Source organism: Pseudomonas sp. Tul2A7 (assembly GCF_054790505.1).
In genome coordinates, this window is sequence record NZ_CP186499.1 from 5,479,110 (window position 1) to 5,494,699 (window position 15,590).

At 59.7% G+C, this 15,590-nt stretch carries 12 protein-coding genes; 5 read left to right on the plus strand and 7 right to left on the minus strand.

Annotated elements, in window-relative coordinates:
* Positions 1 to 8: 8 nt before the first annotated feature.
* The 5 genes from ACOYXJ_RS24470 to ACOYXJ_RS24490 form a co-directional block, all read right to left on the minus strand.
* Entirely contained in the window at positions 9 to 3,098 is a 3,090-nt protein-coding gene (locus ACOYXJ_RS24470; protein ID WP_460371995.1) for an efflux RND transporter permease subunit, read from the minus strand.
* Positions 3,095 to 4,204 carry an efflux RND transporter periplasmic adaptor subunit gene (locus tag ACOYXJ_RS24475; RefSeq protein ID WP_460371997.1) on the minus strand — a complete coding sequence of 370 codons (1,110 nt, stop codon included), beginning with the start codon at positions 4,202 to 4,204 and terminating at the stop codon, positions 3,095 to 3,097. The genes ACOYXJ_RS24470 and ACOYXJ_RS24475 overlap by 4 nt, the downstream gene beginning before the upstream one ends.
* Positions 4,205 to 4,340: 136 nt before the next feature.
* Complete coding sequence (locus tag ACOYXJ_RS24480; RefSeq protein WP_460371999.1) at positions 4,341 to 5,612, minus strand: OmpP1/FadL family transporter; 1,272 nt, start codon at positions 5,610 to 5,612, stop codon at positions 4,341 to 4,343.
* Between the two features lie 198 nt (positions 5,613 to 5,810).
* Positions 5,811 to 6,437, minus strand: a complete 627-nt coding sequence (locus ACOYXJ_RS24485) for a TetR/AcrR family transcriptional regulator (RefSeq protein ID WP_150792850.1) — start codon at positions 6,435 to 6,437, stop codon at positions 5,811 to 5,813.
* Between the two features lie 62 nt (positions 6,438 to 6,499).
* Positions 6,500 to 7,384 (minus strand): LysR family transcriptional regulator, encoded by an 885-nt coding sequence (locus tag ACOYXJ_RS24490; RefSeq protein WP_150729229.1) that lies wholly within the window; start codon positions 7,382 to 7,384, stop codon positions 6,500 to 6,502.
* A 168-nt stretch (positions 7,385 to 7,552) separates the two neighbouring features.
* On the opposite strand from ACOYXJ_RS24490, the gene ACOYXJ_RS24495 reads away from it, so the two are divergent.
* Positions 7,553 to 8,908 (plus strand): MFS transporter, encoded by a 1,356-nt coding sequence (locus ACOYXJ_RS24495; protein WP_460372002.1) that lies wholly within the window; start codon positions 7,553 to 7,555, stop codon positions 8,906 to 8,908.
* 15 nt (positions 8,909 to 8,923) lie between these two features.
* On the plus strand, positions 8,924 to 9,379 hold the full coding sequence (locus ACOYXJ_RS24500; protein ID WP_460372004.1) for a type II 3-dehydroquinate dehydratase: 456 nt from the start codon (positions 8,924 to 8,926) through the stop codon (positions 9,377 to 9,379).
* A 157-nt stretch (positions 9,380 to 9,536) separates the two neighbouring features.
* On the opposite strand, the gene ACOYXJ_RS24505 is transcribed toward ACOYXJ_RS24500, so the two are convergent.
* The gene (locus ACOYXJ_RS24505) at positions 9,537 to 10,703 is read right to left on the minus strand and encodes an MFS transporter (protein WP_460372006.1); all 1,167 of its coding nucleotides are present in this window, start codon (positions 10,701 to 10,703) and stop codon (positions 9,537 to 9,539) included.
* Positions 10,704 to 10,797: 94 nt separating this feature from the next.
* On the opposite strand from ACOYXJ_RS24505, the gene ACOYXJ_RS24510 reads away from it, so the two are divergent.
* Together ACOYXJ_RS24510 and ACOYXJ_RS24515 are read left to right on the plus strand one after the other, a co-directional pair.
* Positions 10,798 to 11,703, plus strand: a complete 906-nt coding sequence (locus ACOYXJ_RS24510; RefSeq protein WP_460372007.1) for a LysR family transcriptional regulator — start codon at positions 10,798 to 10,800, stop codon at positions 11,701 to 11,703.
* An 87-nt stretch (positions 11,704 to 11,790) separates the two neighbouring features.
* A complete protein-coding gene (locus ACOYXJ_RS24515; RefSeq protein ID WP_460372009.1) occupies positions 11,791 to 13,044 on the plus strand; it encodes an MFS transporter in 1,254 nt (417 codons plus the stop codon).
* 71 nt (positions 13,045 to 13,115) lie between these two features.
* On the opposite strand, the gene ACOYXJ_RS24520 is transcribed toward ACOYXJ_RS24515, so the two are convergent.
* Positions 13,116 to 14,546: an aldehyde dehydrogenase family protein gene (locus ACOYXJ_RS24520; protein ID WP_460372011.1), complete on the minus strand. Its 1,431-nt coding sequence runs from the start codon at positions 14,544 to 14,546 to the stop codon at positions 13,116 to 13,118.
* 122 nt (positions 14,547 to 14,668) lie between these two features.
* Here ACOYXJ_RS24520 and ACOYXJ_RS24525 point away from each other — a divergent pair, with 122 nt between their 5' ends.
* Entirely contained in the window at positions 14,669 to 15,571 is a 903-nt protein-coding gene (locus ACOYXJ_RS24525; protein ID WP_191630850.1) for a LysR family transcriptional regulator, read from the plus strand.
* Positions 15,572 to 15,590 lie beyond the last annotated feature (19 nt).

Here is a 15,590-nt window from a genome sequence, read left to right on the forward strand (position 1 = left end):
CCTCGATTTCAGGCCAGTCTGACTGTTTCAGTCTGAGCCTTGTGCTCCGGGCGGATCTTGAACCAGATCGAATACATCGCCGGCAGGAACACCAGCGTCATGATAGTGCCGACGAACGTGCCACCGATCAGGGTGTAAGCCAGCGTGCCCCAGAACACCGAGTGCGTCAGGGGAATAAACGCCAAAATGGCCGCCAGCGCCGTCAGCAGCACCGGCCGCGCACGTTGCACCGTGGCTTCGACCACGGCGTGAAACGGGTCCAGCCCTTCCTGCGTGTTGTGGTGGATCTGCCCGATCAGAATCAACGTATTGCGCATCAGGATCCCCGACAGCGCAATCAACCCGACCAGCGCATTGATGCCAAACGGCTGATTGAAGATCAGCAGCGTCGGCACCACGCCAATCAAGCCTAACGGCGAGGTGAGGAAGACCATGATCATCGCCGCGATCGAGCGCACCTGCACCATGATGATCAGCAACGTCATGGCGATCATGATCGGCAGCAAAGGCAGGATCGCCTTGCCCGCTTTGCCGGACTCCTCGATGGCACCCGCCTGCTCGATTCGGTAACCCGAAGGCAGTTTTTCAATGATCGGCTGCAATTGCTTGAGGATCTCACCCGACACATCCGGAGGCTGCAAACCTTCGGCAATGTCGCCACGCACAGTGATCGTCGGTGTGCGGTCACGGCGTCGCAGAATCGGATCCTCCATGCGCACGTCGACCTCGCCGATCTGCGACAACGGGATGCGTTGTCCCGCCGCGCCGACCAAGGTGAAGCCTTTGATCTGCGCCGGGTCGAGCCTGATATTGCCCGCCGCACGCCCCACGACCTGGACGGAACGAATATCCTCGCGAACCGCTGTGATCGGCACTCCGCTCAGCAGGAACTGCAGTTGCTGGGCAACCGCATTCGAGGTCAACCCCACGGCTTGCAGGCGGTCCTGATCGAGACTGAAATGCAATGTCGGGGTCAGCGGTCCCCAATCGGTGTTCACCGTTCTCATCATCGGGCTGTCTTGCAGCACGCCGCGGACCTGCTCGGCGATGTCGCGCAATTTCGCCGGATCAGGCCCCATCACCCGGTAGGCAACCGGAAACGGCGAATAAGGACCAAAGACAATTTGCGTGGCTCTGACACGGGCCTCCGGCGCCAGTCCTTCAGCAACCGCTTCGCGCAAGCGCAACTTGAGGGTTTCGCGTGCTTCCTGACTCTCTGTCAGCACGACGATTTTGGCAAACGAGGGATCGGGTAATTCCGGCGCCATCGCCAGGAAGAAACGCGGCGCACCTTGGCCGATATAGGCCGTGACGATTTTTGCCTCATCCTGCTTGTGCAACCAAGCCTCAACCTTGGCGGCCGCGGCGCTGGTCTGCTCGATCGAAGTCCCATAGGGCATCTGCACTTCGATCATCACCTCGGGGCGGTCGGAGGTCGGGAAGAACTGCTTCTTCACCAGCCCCATGCCTGGCACGGCGACGAAAAACAGCGTGACCACCGTGCCTGCCACCAGCCATTTGCGAGCGATCACCGCGGTCAGCAGCCGGCGAAAGCGGTTGTAATTCGGCGTGTTGTAGATCGCCGCGTGGCCGCCTTCGACCTTCTTGATGTCCGGCAACAACTTCACGCCCAGATACGGGGTGAACGCCACCGCGACGACCCAGGAAGCGATCAGCGCGATGCCGACAATCCAGAACATGTTGCTGGTGTATTCGCCGGCAGTGGACTGGGCAAAACCGTTGGGCAAAAAGCCGATCGCCGTCACCAGCGTACCGGACAGCATCGGCGCCGCCGTATGGCTCCAGGCATACGCGGACGCTTTGATACGGTCGTAGCCCTCCTCCATTTTCACCACCATCATTTCAATGGCGATGATCGCATCATCGACCAACAGCCCGAGCGCGAGAATCAATGAGCCGAGGGTGATGCGATCAAAATTCTTGCCGGTGGCGGCCATCACCACGAACACGATCGCCAGGGTCAACGGCACCGCCGCAGCGACCACCACGCCTACTCGCCAGCCCATACTCAGAAAGCACACGAGCATGACCACCAGCAGCGCGACAAAAAACTTGACCATGAACTCGCCGACCGCCGAGTCGATATTAACCGCCTGGTCGGTGACTTTGGCGAGGGTCATGCCCAAAGGCATTTCCGCATTGATCTGCGCGGTTTCCGCATCCAGCGCTTTGCCCAGATCCAGACCGTTCCAGCCCTCGCGCATCACCACGCCCAGCAGCAACGCGTCTTCACCGTTATTACGCACGACAAAGGTCGCCGGATCTTCGTAACCGCGTTCAACCGTCGCGACATCAGAGAGCTTAAGTGTGCGCCCCTGCACGGAGACCGGTGTGTCGCGAATTTTCTGCACCTTGTCGAAAGCACCGTCGAGACGCAGAAACACCTGTGGCCCATTGGTTTCGATGGACCCGGCGGGCGTCAGCACGTTCTGACTGTTCAGCGCGGCGAAGATGTCCTGCGGCGACAAGCCGAGGGTCGCCAAGCGGTCATGGGAAAATGAAACGTAGATGCGCTCGGCTTGCTCACCGATGATGTTGACCTTCTTCACCCCCGGCACGTGCAGCAGACGCTGGCGCATGGCTTCGGCATCACGCACCAGCAAGCGCTGCGGCTCGCCTTTGGCTTTCAAGGCGAACAGCGCGAAGGTCACGTCGGAAAACTCATCGTTGACCATCGGCCCGATCACACCGGCCGGCAGCCTGATGGCTTCATCGTCGAGTTTCTTGCGCGCTTGATAGAACTCTTCCTGCACTTGCGCGGGCGGCGTGCTATCGAGCAGCGACACCATCGTGAACGCCAGTCCCGGGCGGGTGTAGGTTTCCGAGCGGTCGTACCACTTGAGTTCTTGCAGGCGCTTTTCAAGGGGTTCGGCGACCTGATCCTGCATCTCCTGCGCCGTCGCACCGGGCCACGCGGTAATCACGGTCAACTGCTTGACCGTAAACGGTGGATCTTCCGCACGTCCCAGTTGAAAGAACGACAACGTCCCTGCAACGGCAATCAGAAAAATCAGGAACACCGTGATCGCCCGCTCGCGCACAGCGATGGCCGACAGGTTGAATCGCCCGTGGCTCATGGACGGCTCCCGGCAACGCTGGCTTCGCTCTGTTGCGGCAATCGCACCTCTTCGCCATCGCGCAGCAGATGTGCGCCCAACGCTACAACCTGCTCACCGGCAGCGAGGTCGCCGGCGATGCGCGCCGAATCATCGCTCAACCCCAGCACCTGCACCGCTCGCCAGGTCACTGTTGCCGGTGTTCCGGCGATTACCCACACACCCGGACCTTTGCCCGGGTCGTAAATCGCGGCGATGGGGACTTGTAACGCCTGTGTCTGGGAGGCGCCCTCGGCAATGCTGAGGGTGACGGTCGCACCGATCGGCGCGTTGGCCAGCGGCCCCTCAAGCACATAGCGCGCCTCAAACGTGCGCGTCGTACGGTCTGCCGAGTCCGAAAGCAGCCGCAGTTTTGCCGTCACCGCCGCTGAACTCACACCATAGAGGCTCGCTTGCGCGGTAGAGCCAGCGGCCGGGCGCAGGGTTTCGGGCAGATGCACGATGGCTTCGCGTTGCCCTGCGCGGGCCAGGCGCACCACCGGTTGTCCCGGGCTGACCACTTGGCCCGGTTCGGCGAGTGTTTCCACCACCACGCCGTCCGCATCAGCGACCAGCAGCGCATAACCCGAAGCATTGTGGGCCACGTCGGCTTGCGCTTGCGCGGCATTGAGCTGCGCCTTTGCAGTCTCCGCAGCGGCTCTGTACTGGTCGTAGGCTGATGCCGAAATGGCGCCAACGCCGACCAGTTTGCGATAGCGAGCCTCATCGTCGGCTGTCTGTTTGGCGCTGGCGCGAGCAGCTATGACCGCCGCCTGCTGCGCCCGCGCTTGCAGCCCGAGGTCGATCGGGTCGAGACGCATCAGCGGCTGACCCCGCTTGACGACCTCCCCCGTATCAACCAGACGTTCGAGCACCTTGCCCGATACGCGAAAACCCAGGTCGCCCTGAACGCGCGCCGCCACGACACCGGTGAAAGACCGAGCGATGTCAGGTGACGCTTGTACCGCAGCGGACCTGACCAGCGGCGCCTGTGTTCGAGGATCTGCGACGCTGGAAGATTCGCCACAGGCAGCCAGGGCAAGAGGTAACAAGCATGCGGCAATGGGGAAAGGTCGGAGCCGGCGCATAGATTCCCTTACTGAGGAATAGGATGATCATCATATTCTCAGCCTTGTGACCAATATCGTCAATGGTCACTTCATGAGAAATAACTGCATCCTGGCCATCAGCAACATCGGACTACGAATCGACTCACATGCCCGACTAAAAACGGTAGCTCACCGAAGTCCCGAGTCCGCTCGCACTGTTCTTGTATCGGGCACTGTAGGCACCTCTCGATGCCGAGCTGTCGTTGATCTCGACGCTCTCCTCCCACAGGTAGGAATAAGCCAGGTCGATCGTGACATTTTCCATGGGCGTCCAGCCTGCCCCGAAGCTGAGCACCTTGCGGTCGCCCGTCGGAATGCGCGGCCCCCGATTGGTGTTGTTGGCCGGTGACTGATCAACCGAGAAACCGGCACGCAGCACCCATTGGTTATTCAATTGATAGGCTGCACCGATCGCGTGAGCCCAGGTGTCGTGCCAGTTCTGCTCTTCGCTGATCGTCCCCAACTGGCCACTCAGCAACGGCGGCAAGCCACTGTTCTCGATCGTCAGCTCCTTGAAGCGGCTCCAGCGCGTCCAGGTACTGCCGACATAAAGCGTCCAGTCGTTATTGAATTGATGCGTAACCGAAACGTCCACCGACTCCGGCGTGTCCACGTCCAGCGACGCGTCATAGCTGCGACCGCTCACGCCCAGCACGCTGAAGATGCCATCGGTGACCTTGGTTTTCGCATCCAGGTGGTAACTGACCTTGGAGTGATAGGTCAGCCCCAGACGAGTCTGGTCTGTCGCCTGCACCAGCACACCGGCGTTGAAGCCCAGCGCGGTGTCATCGCCGGTGCTTTTCAGCTTGCCGTCATTACGCCCCGGGCTGAGTGGATTGGGCACCATGCCGGATATCTCGCCGCTGATACGGTTAATGGTCGGACCGAAGCCGATCGAGACTTTTTCATTAAAGGCGTAGCTGATGGTCGGTTGGAAAGTCAGCGTGGTGACTTCGCTCTTGTTGGCGTAATAGCGTCCGGCAAAGCCACTGCCATAGTCGGTGATCAGGCCGAACGGTACATAAAAGCCGACGCCGAATGCCCAGTGATCATCAATGGGTTTGACGTAATACCCCATCGGTACGGTGGTCGTCGGCACCATGTCGCCGTCTTCATTGCCGCCGAACGTACTGCGCGTACGACTGATATCTGACTTGGCGAATAGCGTCGCCGCGCCCACGCTCACCTGCTCCCGTTTAAGCCGCGCCATGCCCGCCGGGTTGCCGTAGATCGTACTGGCGTCTTCGGCTGAAGAAGAGCGCCCGGCAAAACCGGAGCCCATCCCGCTGATGCTTTGTTCGTTGAGTGCAAAGCCACCGGCAAACACATTGGAAGACGCAAGCACGAAGGCCAAGCCCACGGGGCTCTTGAGCATTGTTTTTTTCATTATTGGACTCTATGGAGATCACTGGAATAGAACATCGAGCACTACAGCGAAACCATACTATCCATGTGACCGATTCAGTCAATGGTCACGCAAGACTAAATTCAATGCCCTCCCGGCACTGATGTGCCGGTGGGCAGGAAACGTAATGAGGGGATGTCGTTTGACTCGAATCGCCTGAAAACCTTGCTCAGCGATGGGTCAAGGCATGAGGCTGCGCAGGATGAGGTTGGTGGTCAGCGTGGGCGCTTGCTCGATCAGATCCAGATTGTGTTGCAACAGCAGCGGGTTGACGAAAGGTCGCAACGCCAGATTGATCGCCTCGACGGTTTCGTCCAGCGGCGTCTTGCGCTCGAACTCCCCCGCTTCTCGACCATGGCGCACGATGTCGAAGATAAAGGCCTTGATCTGCGCCTCATACACCTGGGCACTGTTCCAGCGCTCCGAGGCGGAAAACGCCGCGATGTCGTAAAGCTTGCGGTCGTTGAAGAACAGATCCACACCCGTAGCGATCACGGTTTTCACCAACCTGCGAAAACGCTCGGTCGCTGAAACCTCTTCGGTATTAATCGCTTGTTCGACTGCTGCAGCGATTTGGCCCAGACAGTTGGCGCAAATGGCCTCGCCAATCGCCTGCTTGGAATCGAAGAATTTATAGATGTAGGCCTTGGAAAAACCGATGGCCTTGGCCAGGTCGGAAACCGTGGTTTTACCGTAGCCGTATTGGCTGAAATGCTCGTTGGCCGCGGCGACAATCTGGTCACGGATGTCGTGTTCGGCGGGGCCGCGAGTGCTCGGCGAGGAGGCAGTTAGGGATGGCTGATTCATGGGCGCAGCTTACTCAGCCTGTCGGCGACTGACAATGTGTGATGCGCTATGAGCAGCGCATTTCACCCCCAACCCTGCGCCTCTTCAATGAAGTGCAGCACCGCGCTGGACCTTTCATCAATCCGCGAAATCAATGAAAGCTCGCTGACCATTTCCGCTTGAGCCAGCGGCACGATGCGTATGCCCGGCATGGTCAACCGCGTCATCGTTTCCGGGACGATGCTCAGGCCGATGCCGGCCGCCACCAGTCCCGGGATGCTCATCAGCGACGGAACATGCATGATGTTCTCGGGGTGCAACTGGTTCTGCCGGCACGCCTGGAGGGTGTGTGAGGTCAGGCCGATGCCGGCGCTGTCCTGCAGGAACACGAATTTCTCATGACGCAGCGTCGCCAGTTCGCCGGTAAAACTGTCCGCCATTTCATGGTTGTCCGGCATCAGCAGGACCAGCCTCGACTGGCTGAAATGATGGGTACGCAGGCGCTCCGGCAGGTGGTCCTTGAAGACCCGGGCGAAGGCCAGGTCAAGCTTGTGCTCGAGCAACATGTCGAACTGCGCGCGAATACCGGCGTCCACCAGCGACACTTTGACTTCCGGGAAGGTGCTGAAGTAATGCCGCAACAACTGCGGCAGATTGGCCTCGAACAGCGCCGAGTGATAGCCGATGTTGATCTCGCCCACTTCACCACGGCGCGCCCGCCGTGCGGCAGCGATCGCCAGTTCACTGGACTCGATGGACTGCCGCGCATGGGGCAGAAATGCCTCGCCGGCAGCGGTCAACGCGACGCCACGGTTTTCCCGCCGGAACAAGGCCAACCCCAACTCGGACTCCAGGGTTCGCATCAACTGGCTCAGTGCCGGTTGCGCAACGCCCAATTGTTCAGCGGCGCGACTGAAGTGCTGCAGGTCAGCGGCAACGACAAAGGCTTTCAGGTGACGCAGTTCCATATTGGCTATCCATAAGGCTGGCTTATCTATTTATCGTGATTTCGATAATTATTCTGCAAGCGAGATGCGCTAACGTCTAGCCACCTCGACGATGACTGCCAATTGCGTCGTTACTGCGCAGAACCGTCCGGGCATCCCGACACTATAAAAATAATGATGAGCACCCTTATGAGCACAATCAGTCACGAGACTCATGATTCGCGCATGCCGCGCAAAGCGGTGACCGCTGCGACCATCGGCACGGCCCTGGAGTGGTTTGACTTCACACTGTATGGCGCGATGTCCGCGACCATTTTGCCCAAGTTGTTTTTCCCGGCCATGGAGCCGACTGCCGGCCTGCTCGCGTCGTTGGCGACGTTCGGTGTCGGCCTGGCCGCGCGGCCATTGGGCGCTATTACCTGTGGCTACCTGGGTGACAAACTCGGCCGCCGTAACCTGATGCTGGCCACCGTGACCATGATGGGTCTGGCTTCGGTGCTGATGGGTTTGTTGCCCACCTACGCTCAAGTGGGTATCTGGGCGCCGATCCTGCTGGTGTTGCTGCGGATCGTTCAAGGCTTTGCGCTGGGCGGCGAGTCCACCGGTGCGCAACTGATGGCGCTGGAACACGCCTCCCCTGATCGCCGCGGGCGCTATTCCGGCATGCTCGGCTTGTGCTCCCCGCTCAGTCAGATATTGGCCAATGGTGTGTTGATGGGCCTGGCCGCGAGCCTGTCAAGCGAGCAATTCGAAAGCTTTGGCTGGCGAATTCCTTTCCTGATGAGCTTCGTACTGGTCGTGGTGGCGATTTTCATCCGCCTGAAAGTCGATGAGACCCCGGCGTTCGTGGCCTTGAAAAAGACCCCGGTCAAACAGGAAAAAAGCCCGCTCAAGTCCGCTGTCGGCAACCACTACAAAACCATCCTGCGCCTGATGCTGTTTTTCTGCTCGCCCGCTGCGCTGTTCTATCTGATCGTGATTTTCTCTCTCAGCTACCTGACCAAGCACCTGGGCTTCAGCCAGTCGACGGGCTTCATGTCACTGATGGTGGCTAACGTCTGCGCGATTTTCGGTGCGCTGGCCGGCGGTTATCTGTCTGATCGCTGGGGCCGGAAAAAGGCCTTGGCGCTGGGTTCATGCATGACCCTGCTGATCCTGTTCGTGTACTTCCCGATCCTCAACACGCTGAACGTTGCGGCCATCATGGCAATCATGGGGCTGTTTCTGGGTTTCACCCAGTTCCAGAGCGGGATCCAGCCTGTGGCATTTGCTGAGGCGTTCCCGACCCAGGTGCGCTATTCGGGTTCGGCACTGGCCTACACCGGCGCCAACCTGGTGATTGGCGGGCCGATGCCGATGATCGCCGTGTGGCTGATGAGCCAGTCGAACAACTCGCCGTGGCCGCTGGTGACCCTGTGCGCGGTGATCAACCTGATCTCCCTGGCCATGATTGTCATCGGCCCGGAAACCCGCGGCATCGACCTGAACGCCGTCGCCGACGACGACACCCTCGACACACGCGCTACCGCCCTTCTTTCCAAATAACGCAGCAGGACAACCATGAACCGCACCGTCTTCATCCTCAACGGTCCCAACCTCAACCTGCTCGGTCGCCGTGAACCGCACATTTACGGCCACACCACCCTTGAGCAGATCCGGCAACGCAGTGAAACACTGGCCGCGGAACTTGAGCTGATCTGCGACTTTCGCCAGACCAACCACGAAGGCGTGATGGTCGACTGGATTCAACAGGCGTTCGAGCAAGGCGCGGCCGTCATCATCAACCCGGCCGGCCTGTCGTTCCACTCGATTCCGGTGCTGGATGCGCTGAAGTTGCTCGCCGCACCGTTGATTGAACTGCACCTGTCGAACATCCATGCACGGGACGAGCTACACCGCCATTCGATCATGTCTGGCGTGGCCAATGCGGTAATTTGCGGCATGGGTGCCGACGGATATGCCCTTGCCATTAGGGCCGTCGATGACTTGTTGCGGCGTCAGGCAGGCGATCACTGACACCGCTTCGTCCCCTCCTACCACCCAAGCAAAATGTGCAGGATGCATTGGAGATTGGGCGGTAGGTGCTTTCGGTCATATCTCACGGTCAGCAACGGCAGGAACCTACCACCTGCCGCCACTCATCAAGGGTAACGAATCCCCCCCCCCATTTTCGTCACGCCACCGCCGCTTCAATCGTCCTGGAACGCCACGCAAACCCCAACACCATCAGCAACCCCAGGCCCGCCATTGCCGCGCCGGCCAGGGAGATCGCCGGATAACCCAGCCCGCTGCTGATCACCGCGCCGCCCAGCGCCGCGCCAATCGCGTTGCCGAAGTTGAAGGCACCGATGTTCACCGCCGAGGCCAGATTGGGCGCGTCCTTGGCCGCTTCCATAACACGCATCTGTAGCGGCGGCACCAGGGCGAAGCTGGCGATACCCCAAATCAGAATGGCCACGGCGGCCGGCAGTGGCCAGCGCATCAGTACGGTGAACGCCAACAACACCACAATCAGTACGCTCAGCGAGACGATCAAGGTGCGATCGATCGAGCGGTCAGCGGCCTTGCCGCCCCACATGTTGCCCAGCGTCAAACCGACACCGTAAAGCATCAGCATGGCGGTGATGAAGGCGGTGGACGCATGGGTCTCGCTGCTGAGGATCGGCGCGATGTAGGTGAAGACGGTGAACATGGCGCTCGAGCCGACCACGGTCAGGGCCAGCGCGGCCAGCACCGGGCCGCGCCCCAATACGCGAATTTCCGCCATGACACCGACGCTTTGCGGCGCCCGCACGTTGGGCAAGGCGAACCACAACGCGGCCATGGTCGCCACGCCCAGACCGGTAATCCCCCAGAAAGCCGTGCGCCAACCGAACAGTTCGCCAAACCAGGCGGCCAGCGGCACACCGCCGATGGTCGCCAGGGTCAGGCCCATGAACATCGCCGCAACCGCCCCGGCACGTTTTTCCGGGGCGACCAAAGTGGCGGCGACGACGGAGCCAACGCCAAAAAAGGCGCCGTGGTTCAGTGAGGTCACCACCCTGGCGACCATGAGGCTGTAGTAATCGGTGGCCAGGGCAGACATCAGATTACCCAGGGTGAAAATCGCCATAAGCCCAATCAGCAGATAGCGCCGGGGAATCTTGCCGGTGGTCAGGGTCATCAGTGGTGCGCCGAGCAATACGCCCAACGCATAGGCACTGACCAGCAAACCGGCAGCGGGAATGGAAACACCCAGATCCGCAGCGATACCCGGCAACATGCCCATGGGGGCGAATTCTGTTACGCCGATGCCGAAGGCACCGATGGCGAGTGCAACAAGTGGTGGATTGATACGCATGGAAAGCTCCTCATCTATGCTGCCAATGCTACGATCTCGTCTTTTCAGGCGGTAGATAGCATTTTTGGCAATCACCTTTGCGTAGGAGGCACAAGTGGATTTCAATGGCAGGTCAGGTGAAATGAGCGTGTTCACCACCGTGGCGCAGGAAGGCAGTCTGTCGGCCGCCGCGCGTGCGCTGGGCCTGACACCCTCGGCAGTCAGTCGGATCATCGCGCGCACCGAGCAACGTCTTGGCACCCGCCTGCTGTTGCGCACCACTCGAGCGATCACCTTCACGGCCGAGGGCGAAGCGTTCCTGCGCGGCGCCCGGCGTATCCTCGCCGACATGGACGAGGTCGAAGAAGCCATTGCCGACCAAGGCGTGCCCAAAGGACGATTGCGGGTCAGTGCCGCCCTTGGCCACGGCCGTCTGGCCATCGTTCCCTTGGTCGCAGCCTTCAGCGCCCGTTACCCGAACATCGTCGTCGACCTCACCCTCGGCGATGAAGTGGTCGATATTCTCGCCGGACAAGCCGACGTCGCAGTGCGCTTCGGCCACCTGCCCGACAGCCCGCTGAGCGCACGCAGGATCGGCACCACCGGCCAGGTCGTGGTGGCATCGCCCGAGTATCTGCAGCGCCACGGCGTCCCGCAGGAACCGGAAGACCTGCTACAGCACAACTGCCTGCGCTTCAACTTCCGGCGTGCCGAACCCAACTGGCCATTCATCCGCGATGGCAAAGAGTTTTCCCTGAAGGTCAGCGGCAACATCGAATGCAGCAGTGGTGAAGCGTTGGCACAATTCGCCCGAGTGGGCGCTGGCATTGCCCGTATCGGTGCGTTCAGCGTGAGCGAGGATCTGCAGCGCGGCGACCTGATTGCGCTGTTGCAAGACTGGAACCCGGGGGACCAGGAACCGATTCATGCGGTGTTCGTCGGTGGCGCGGCGATGCCGGCGCGGGTGCGGTTGTTCGTGGACTTCTTGCTGGAGAATCATCGGATGTCAGCGCAGGTATAAGCTGATATTTGCGCAGTTGTATTGCGGATAATTCGGCGCGTGCGAATGACATCCCAAACACAAGGTGCGGAACAAGGAAGTCACCCTTTGAGTACATTTCGAAAGTATCTTTGCCTGGACTTGTTACTTTGGATCTACCTCGGTTGCTGGAATACCACGCTACCGCTGATCATCCTGCAGCAAGGAAGCCTGCTGGAGCTGGCCGCCTACGAAACAGCGCTCGCGTTCGCGGCGATCATTTCAATGTTGTGTCTGGCGCCGCGTGTTGAGTCAATGCGCCGCAGTGCGGCACTCAAGGTGGGCTGTTTTGCGATCTTGATGGCCAGCGTATTGCGCTACTTTTTTGCCGCAAACTGGTATTCGCTTGATGCCCTGATACTGATCGATGTGATCGCTGCATCAGCATTTGGAATGATCCAGCCTCTCTTGGGTATCTATCCTGCGGAAACCGTTGATAAACATCGTACGGACGCTGCATTTCGCGTCCGGCGCATCGTTGTTACTGTCGGCCGGGTTGCTGGGCCTTTGTTGGCGGCTATCGTGATTACGGTTTCTTCACTGGAAATCTCGCTGCTATTTGTGTCGATAGTGGGATTGCTCATTGTGGTTTTAGGCATGGTGTTACCGGTGAGTGCAGCCCCTGCCCTGCAACCCGGAAAATCATCAGCAGATCTTGTTAATGACATGCTTTTGGGGCTTAAACTCAAATGCGTTCTACCGCCAGAACAATTTTTGACCTTTTCCGGACTACTGCTTGGTTTGGCCGTAACAGCGACCGTACCGATGCTGGTTCCAGCGCTCATACACACGCGCGGTCTGGCTGAAGGTAGCGTGGGCTTGTTCAATGCCGTGTTCGCGGGTGGAGCCGTTGCAGGCTTGTTCTTTTTAAGCCCGCTGATTACCAAAAAGGAAAATCAGCGCGACAAGTATCTTGGATGTTGGGCCCTATTAACGTTTGCACTCTGTGCAGCGACACAAGCCGGCGAAATCTGGCAGTTGAGTACTTGCCTGTTTTTCGCCGGGGCAGCGAGTGCGTGCATTACGATGGTCGGAATGGACAAGAGGCTCATGTCGATCCCCTCCGGTGTACGCGTGCGACTGATGGCATCTACATTAGTTATCAGTCAACTAGGAAGCTCGGTTTCATTCATGATGACGGGCGTCATCATGTCCAGATCCGGCGCGACCAGTTTGATGTGGCTTTATCTCGGGGTATTTCTGATTATCGTCATATATTCCATGCGATCAAAAAAGATATGGCACTTCCTGGAAGATGAGGCTGAGTCAGGGCTGTATTACGCAAAAAACCATCCGAAACTGGCTGCGATCATGACTCCATGAAATGTCTCCTGAGTATGTGCCCGATAGCCCGGACGACGGATGCAGTGCCCCGAGACAGGAACCTGACCCAGTCATTTCACCGGGTCATTGCTGATCAACGTCTTCGGCTCCAGATACGCGCTCATCCCCCACCTGCCCATTTCGCGCCCAAGGCCTGAATGCTTGAATCCACCGAAAGGGGCACGTGGTTCGTGGGCCAGAGTGTTGATGAGCACGCGTCCCGCGTCGATCTGACGGGCGATATTCACACAACGTTCAGCGCTTTTTCCCAGCACCAGGGCGCTCAGCCCATAGTCCGTATCGTTGGCAATGCTGATCGCATCGGCGTCGTCCTCGTAGGGGATGATCGTCAGCACGGGGCCGAAGATTTCCTCGCGCGCGATGCGCATCCGGTTGTTGGCATCAGTGAAGATCGTGGGTTTCACAAACCATCCGGCATGCAAGCCTTCCGGGCGACCTTCGCCACCCGCCAGCAACCTCGCGCCTTCTTCCTCGCCGGTACGGATGTAGCGCTGCACCCGTTCCCATTGTTTCTGGCTCACCATCGGACCGATGTCGGTGTCGGTGTTACGTGGATCGCCCGATCGGATCTGTGAGACGCCCTCCTTCGCAATGCGCTCGAACTCTGCCAGCCGGCGGCGCGGCACGAGGATGCGAGTGCCCGCGATGCAAGCCTGGCCGCTGTTGAGAAATCCGGCTTGCAGCACCAGCGGCATGACGGCTTGGAAATCCGCATCGTCAAGCACCACGGTGGGCGACTTGCCGCCGAGTTCAAGCGTCACGCGCTTCATCGTGTCAGCACCGGTTTTGACTAGATGTTGGCCGATAGCGGACGAACCCGTGAACGAGATCTTGGCAACGTCGGGATGACGGGCGATCTCCTCGCCAACCACATCGCCTCGCCCGTTGACGATGTTGAATACACCCGGTGGCAGCCCCGCCTCGTGCAACGCCCTGACCACCACCTGCGTCTGCAACGCGCTCATCTCGCTAGGCTTGATGACGGCGGTGCAGCCGGTCGCAAGCGCGGTGGCCAGCTTGTTGCAAATGAAGCCCGCATTGCTGTTCCAGGGTGTGATCAGACCGGTCACGCCCACGGGCGTCAGAATGACCCTGGCCATGCCGACCTGCTCCTCGAAATCGAACGCCTGCAGGGCATCGATTGCTTGCGCGATCACGTCAGCCGGATAAGTCGCCATCCAGCGCCCGCGAACCGCAGGCGCGCCGTATTCCGTGAGGATGGCTTCCAGCAACTCTTCCTCCTTTGCCGCCACGGCCTGGTGCATGCGTTGCAATGCCGAAATTCGTTCTTCCCTGCTTGTACGAGCCCACGCCGGGAACGCAGCCTTGGCGGCTGCGATCGCACGCTGTGCGTCCAGTGCATCGCCCAATTGAACCTGACCAATGACTTTCTCGGTGCTCGGGTTATGAAGGTCGAACCATTCCTGACCGTGTGGAATGACGAACTCGCCGTTGATGTAGATGTGTTCAATGCGTTGCATGGCGACTCCTCGCTCAAAATGGCTCGCCTGAATCGAGCCTCTGTGATGAAGTCTAAGAAGAGTTCATTATTCCGATAAGCCATCCTCTGGCTGATGAAGCATCCTTATATTCAGGACAATCCATGCGCAGAACAGCAATGACCGAGCTGGAAGTGGTACTGGCCGTGGCGCGCCGCAGCAGTTTCCGCGGCGCAGCACAGGAGTTGGGGATGTCCACTACCGCCGTGAGCAGCGCGGTTGCCGGCCTGGAAGCACGCCTGAAAGTGCGCCTGTTCAATCGCTCCACGCGCAGCGTTGCCCTCACCGACATCGGCCAACGCTATGTGGCCCGCATCGCCCCTGCGTTGGAACAGATCAAAAGTGCCGGCGAAGAAGCCAGCGTCGGCCCCGATGAACCCAGCGGCACATTGCGCATCAATGCACCGCATGGCGCGGCCTGCCTGCTGGTGGATCCGCTATTGAAGCAGTACGCTCAGCGCTATCCCGAAGTGCGCATCGACATCGTCAGCGAATCAAGCATGGTCGACATTATCGCCGGTGGTTTCGACGCCGGGATTCGCCTCGCAGAATCTGTGCCGCAAGACATGATTGCCGTGGCACTCTCAGGTGACATCCGGATGCTTGTGGTGGCCACGCCCGAGTACCTCGAACGCCACGGCGTGCCCGAGCATCCGCGAGATCTGCTCACCCACCGGAGCATCGGCATGCGTATGGCCCATGGTGGCCTCTACCAGTGGGAGTTGGAGTGCGATGGCCAAAAACTGCAGATGGATCTGCCGGTGTGCTTCGCGTCCAACGAGTTGCTGGCCATCAAACAGGCCGTGGTGTCGGGCCTCGGCATTGGGTTCATTTCCGAGTGGTTCATCCAGGAAGAACTGGCGAGCGGCGTCCTGGTGCCGGTGTTGATGCCGTGGTGCCCGTCGTTTGGCGGGTTGAGGCTCTACTACTCGGGCCATCGCTTCGTGCCGGCGCGATTGCGCGCACTGATTGAACTGGCGCAGGAGTTGCGGCCCACTGTGGTTTGATCAGGGCTGAGTTGAAAAT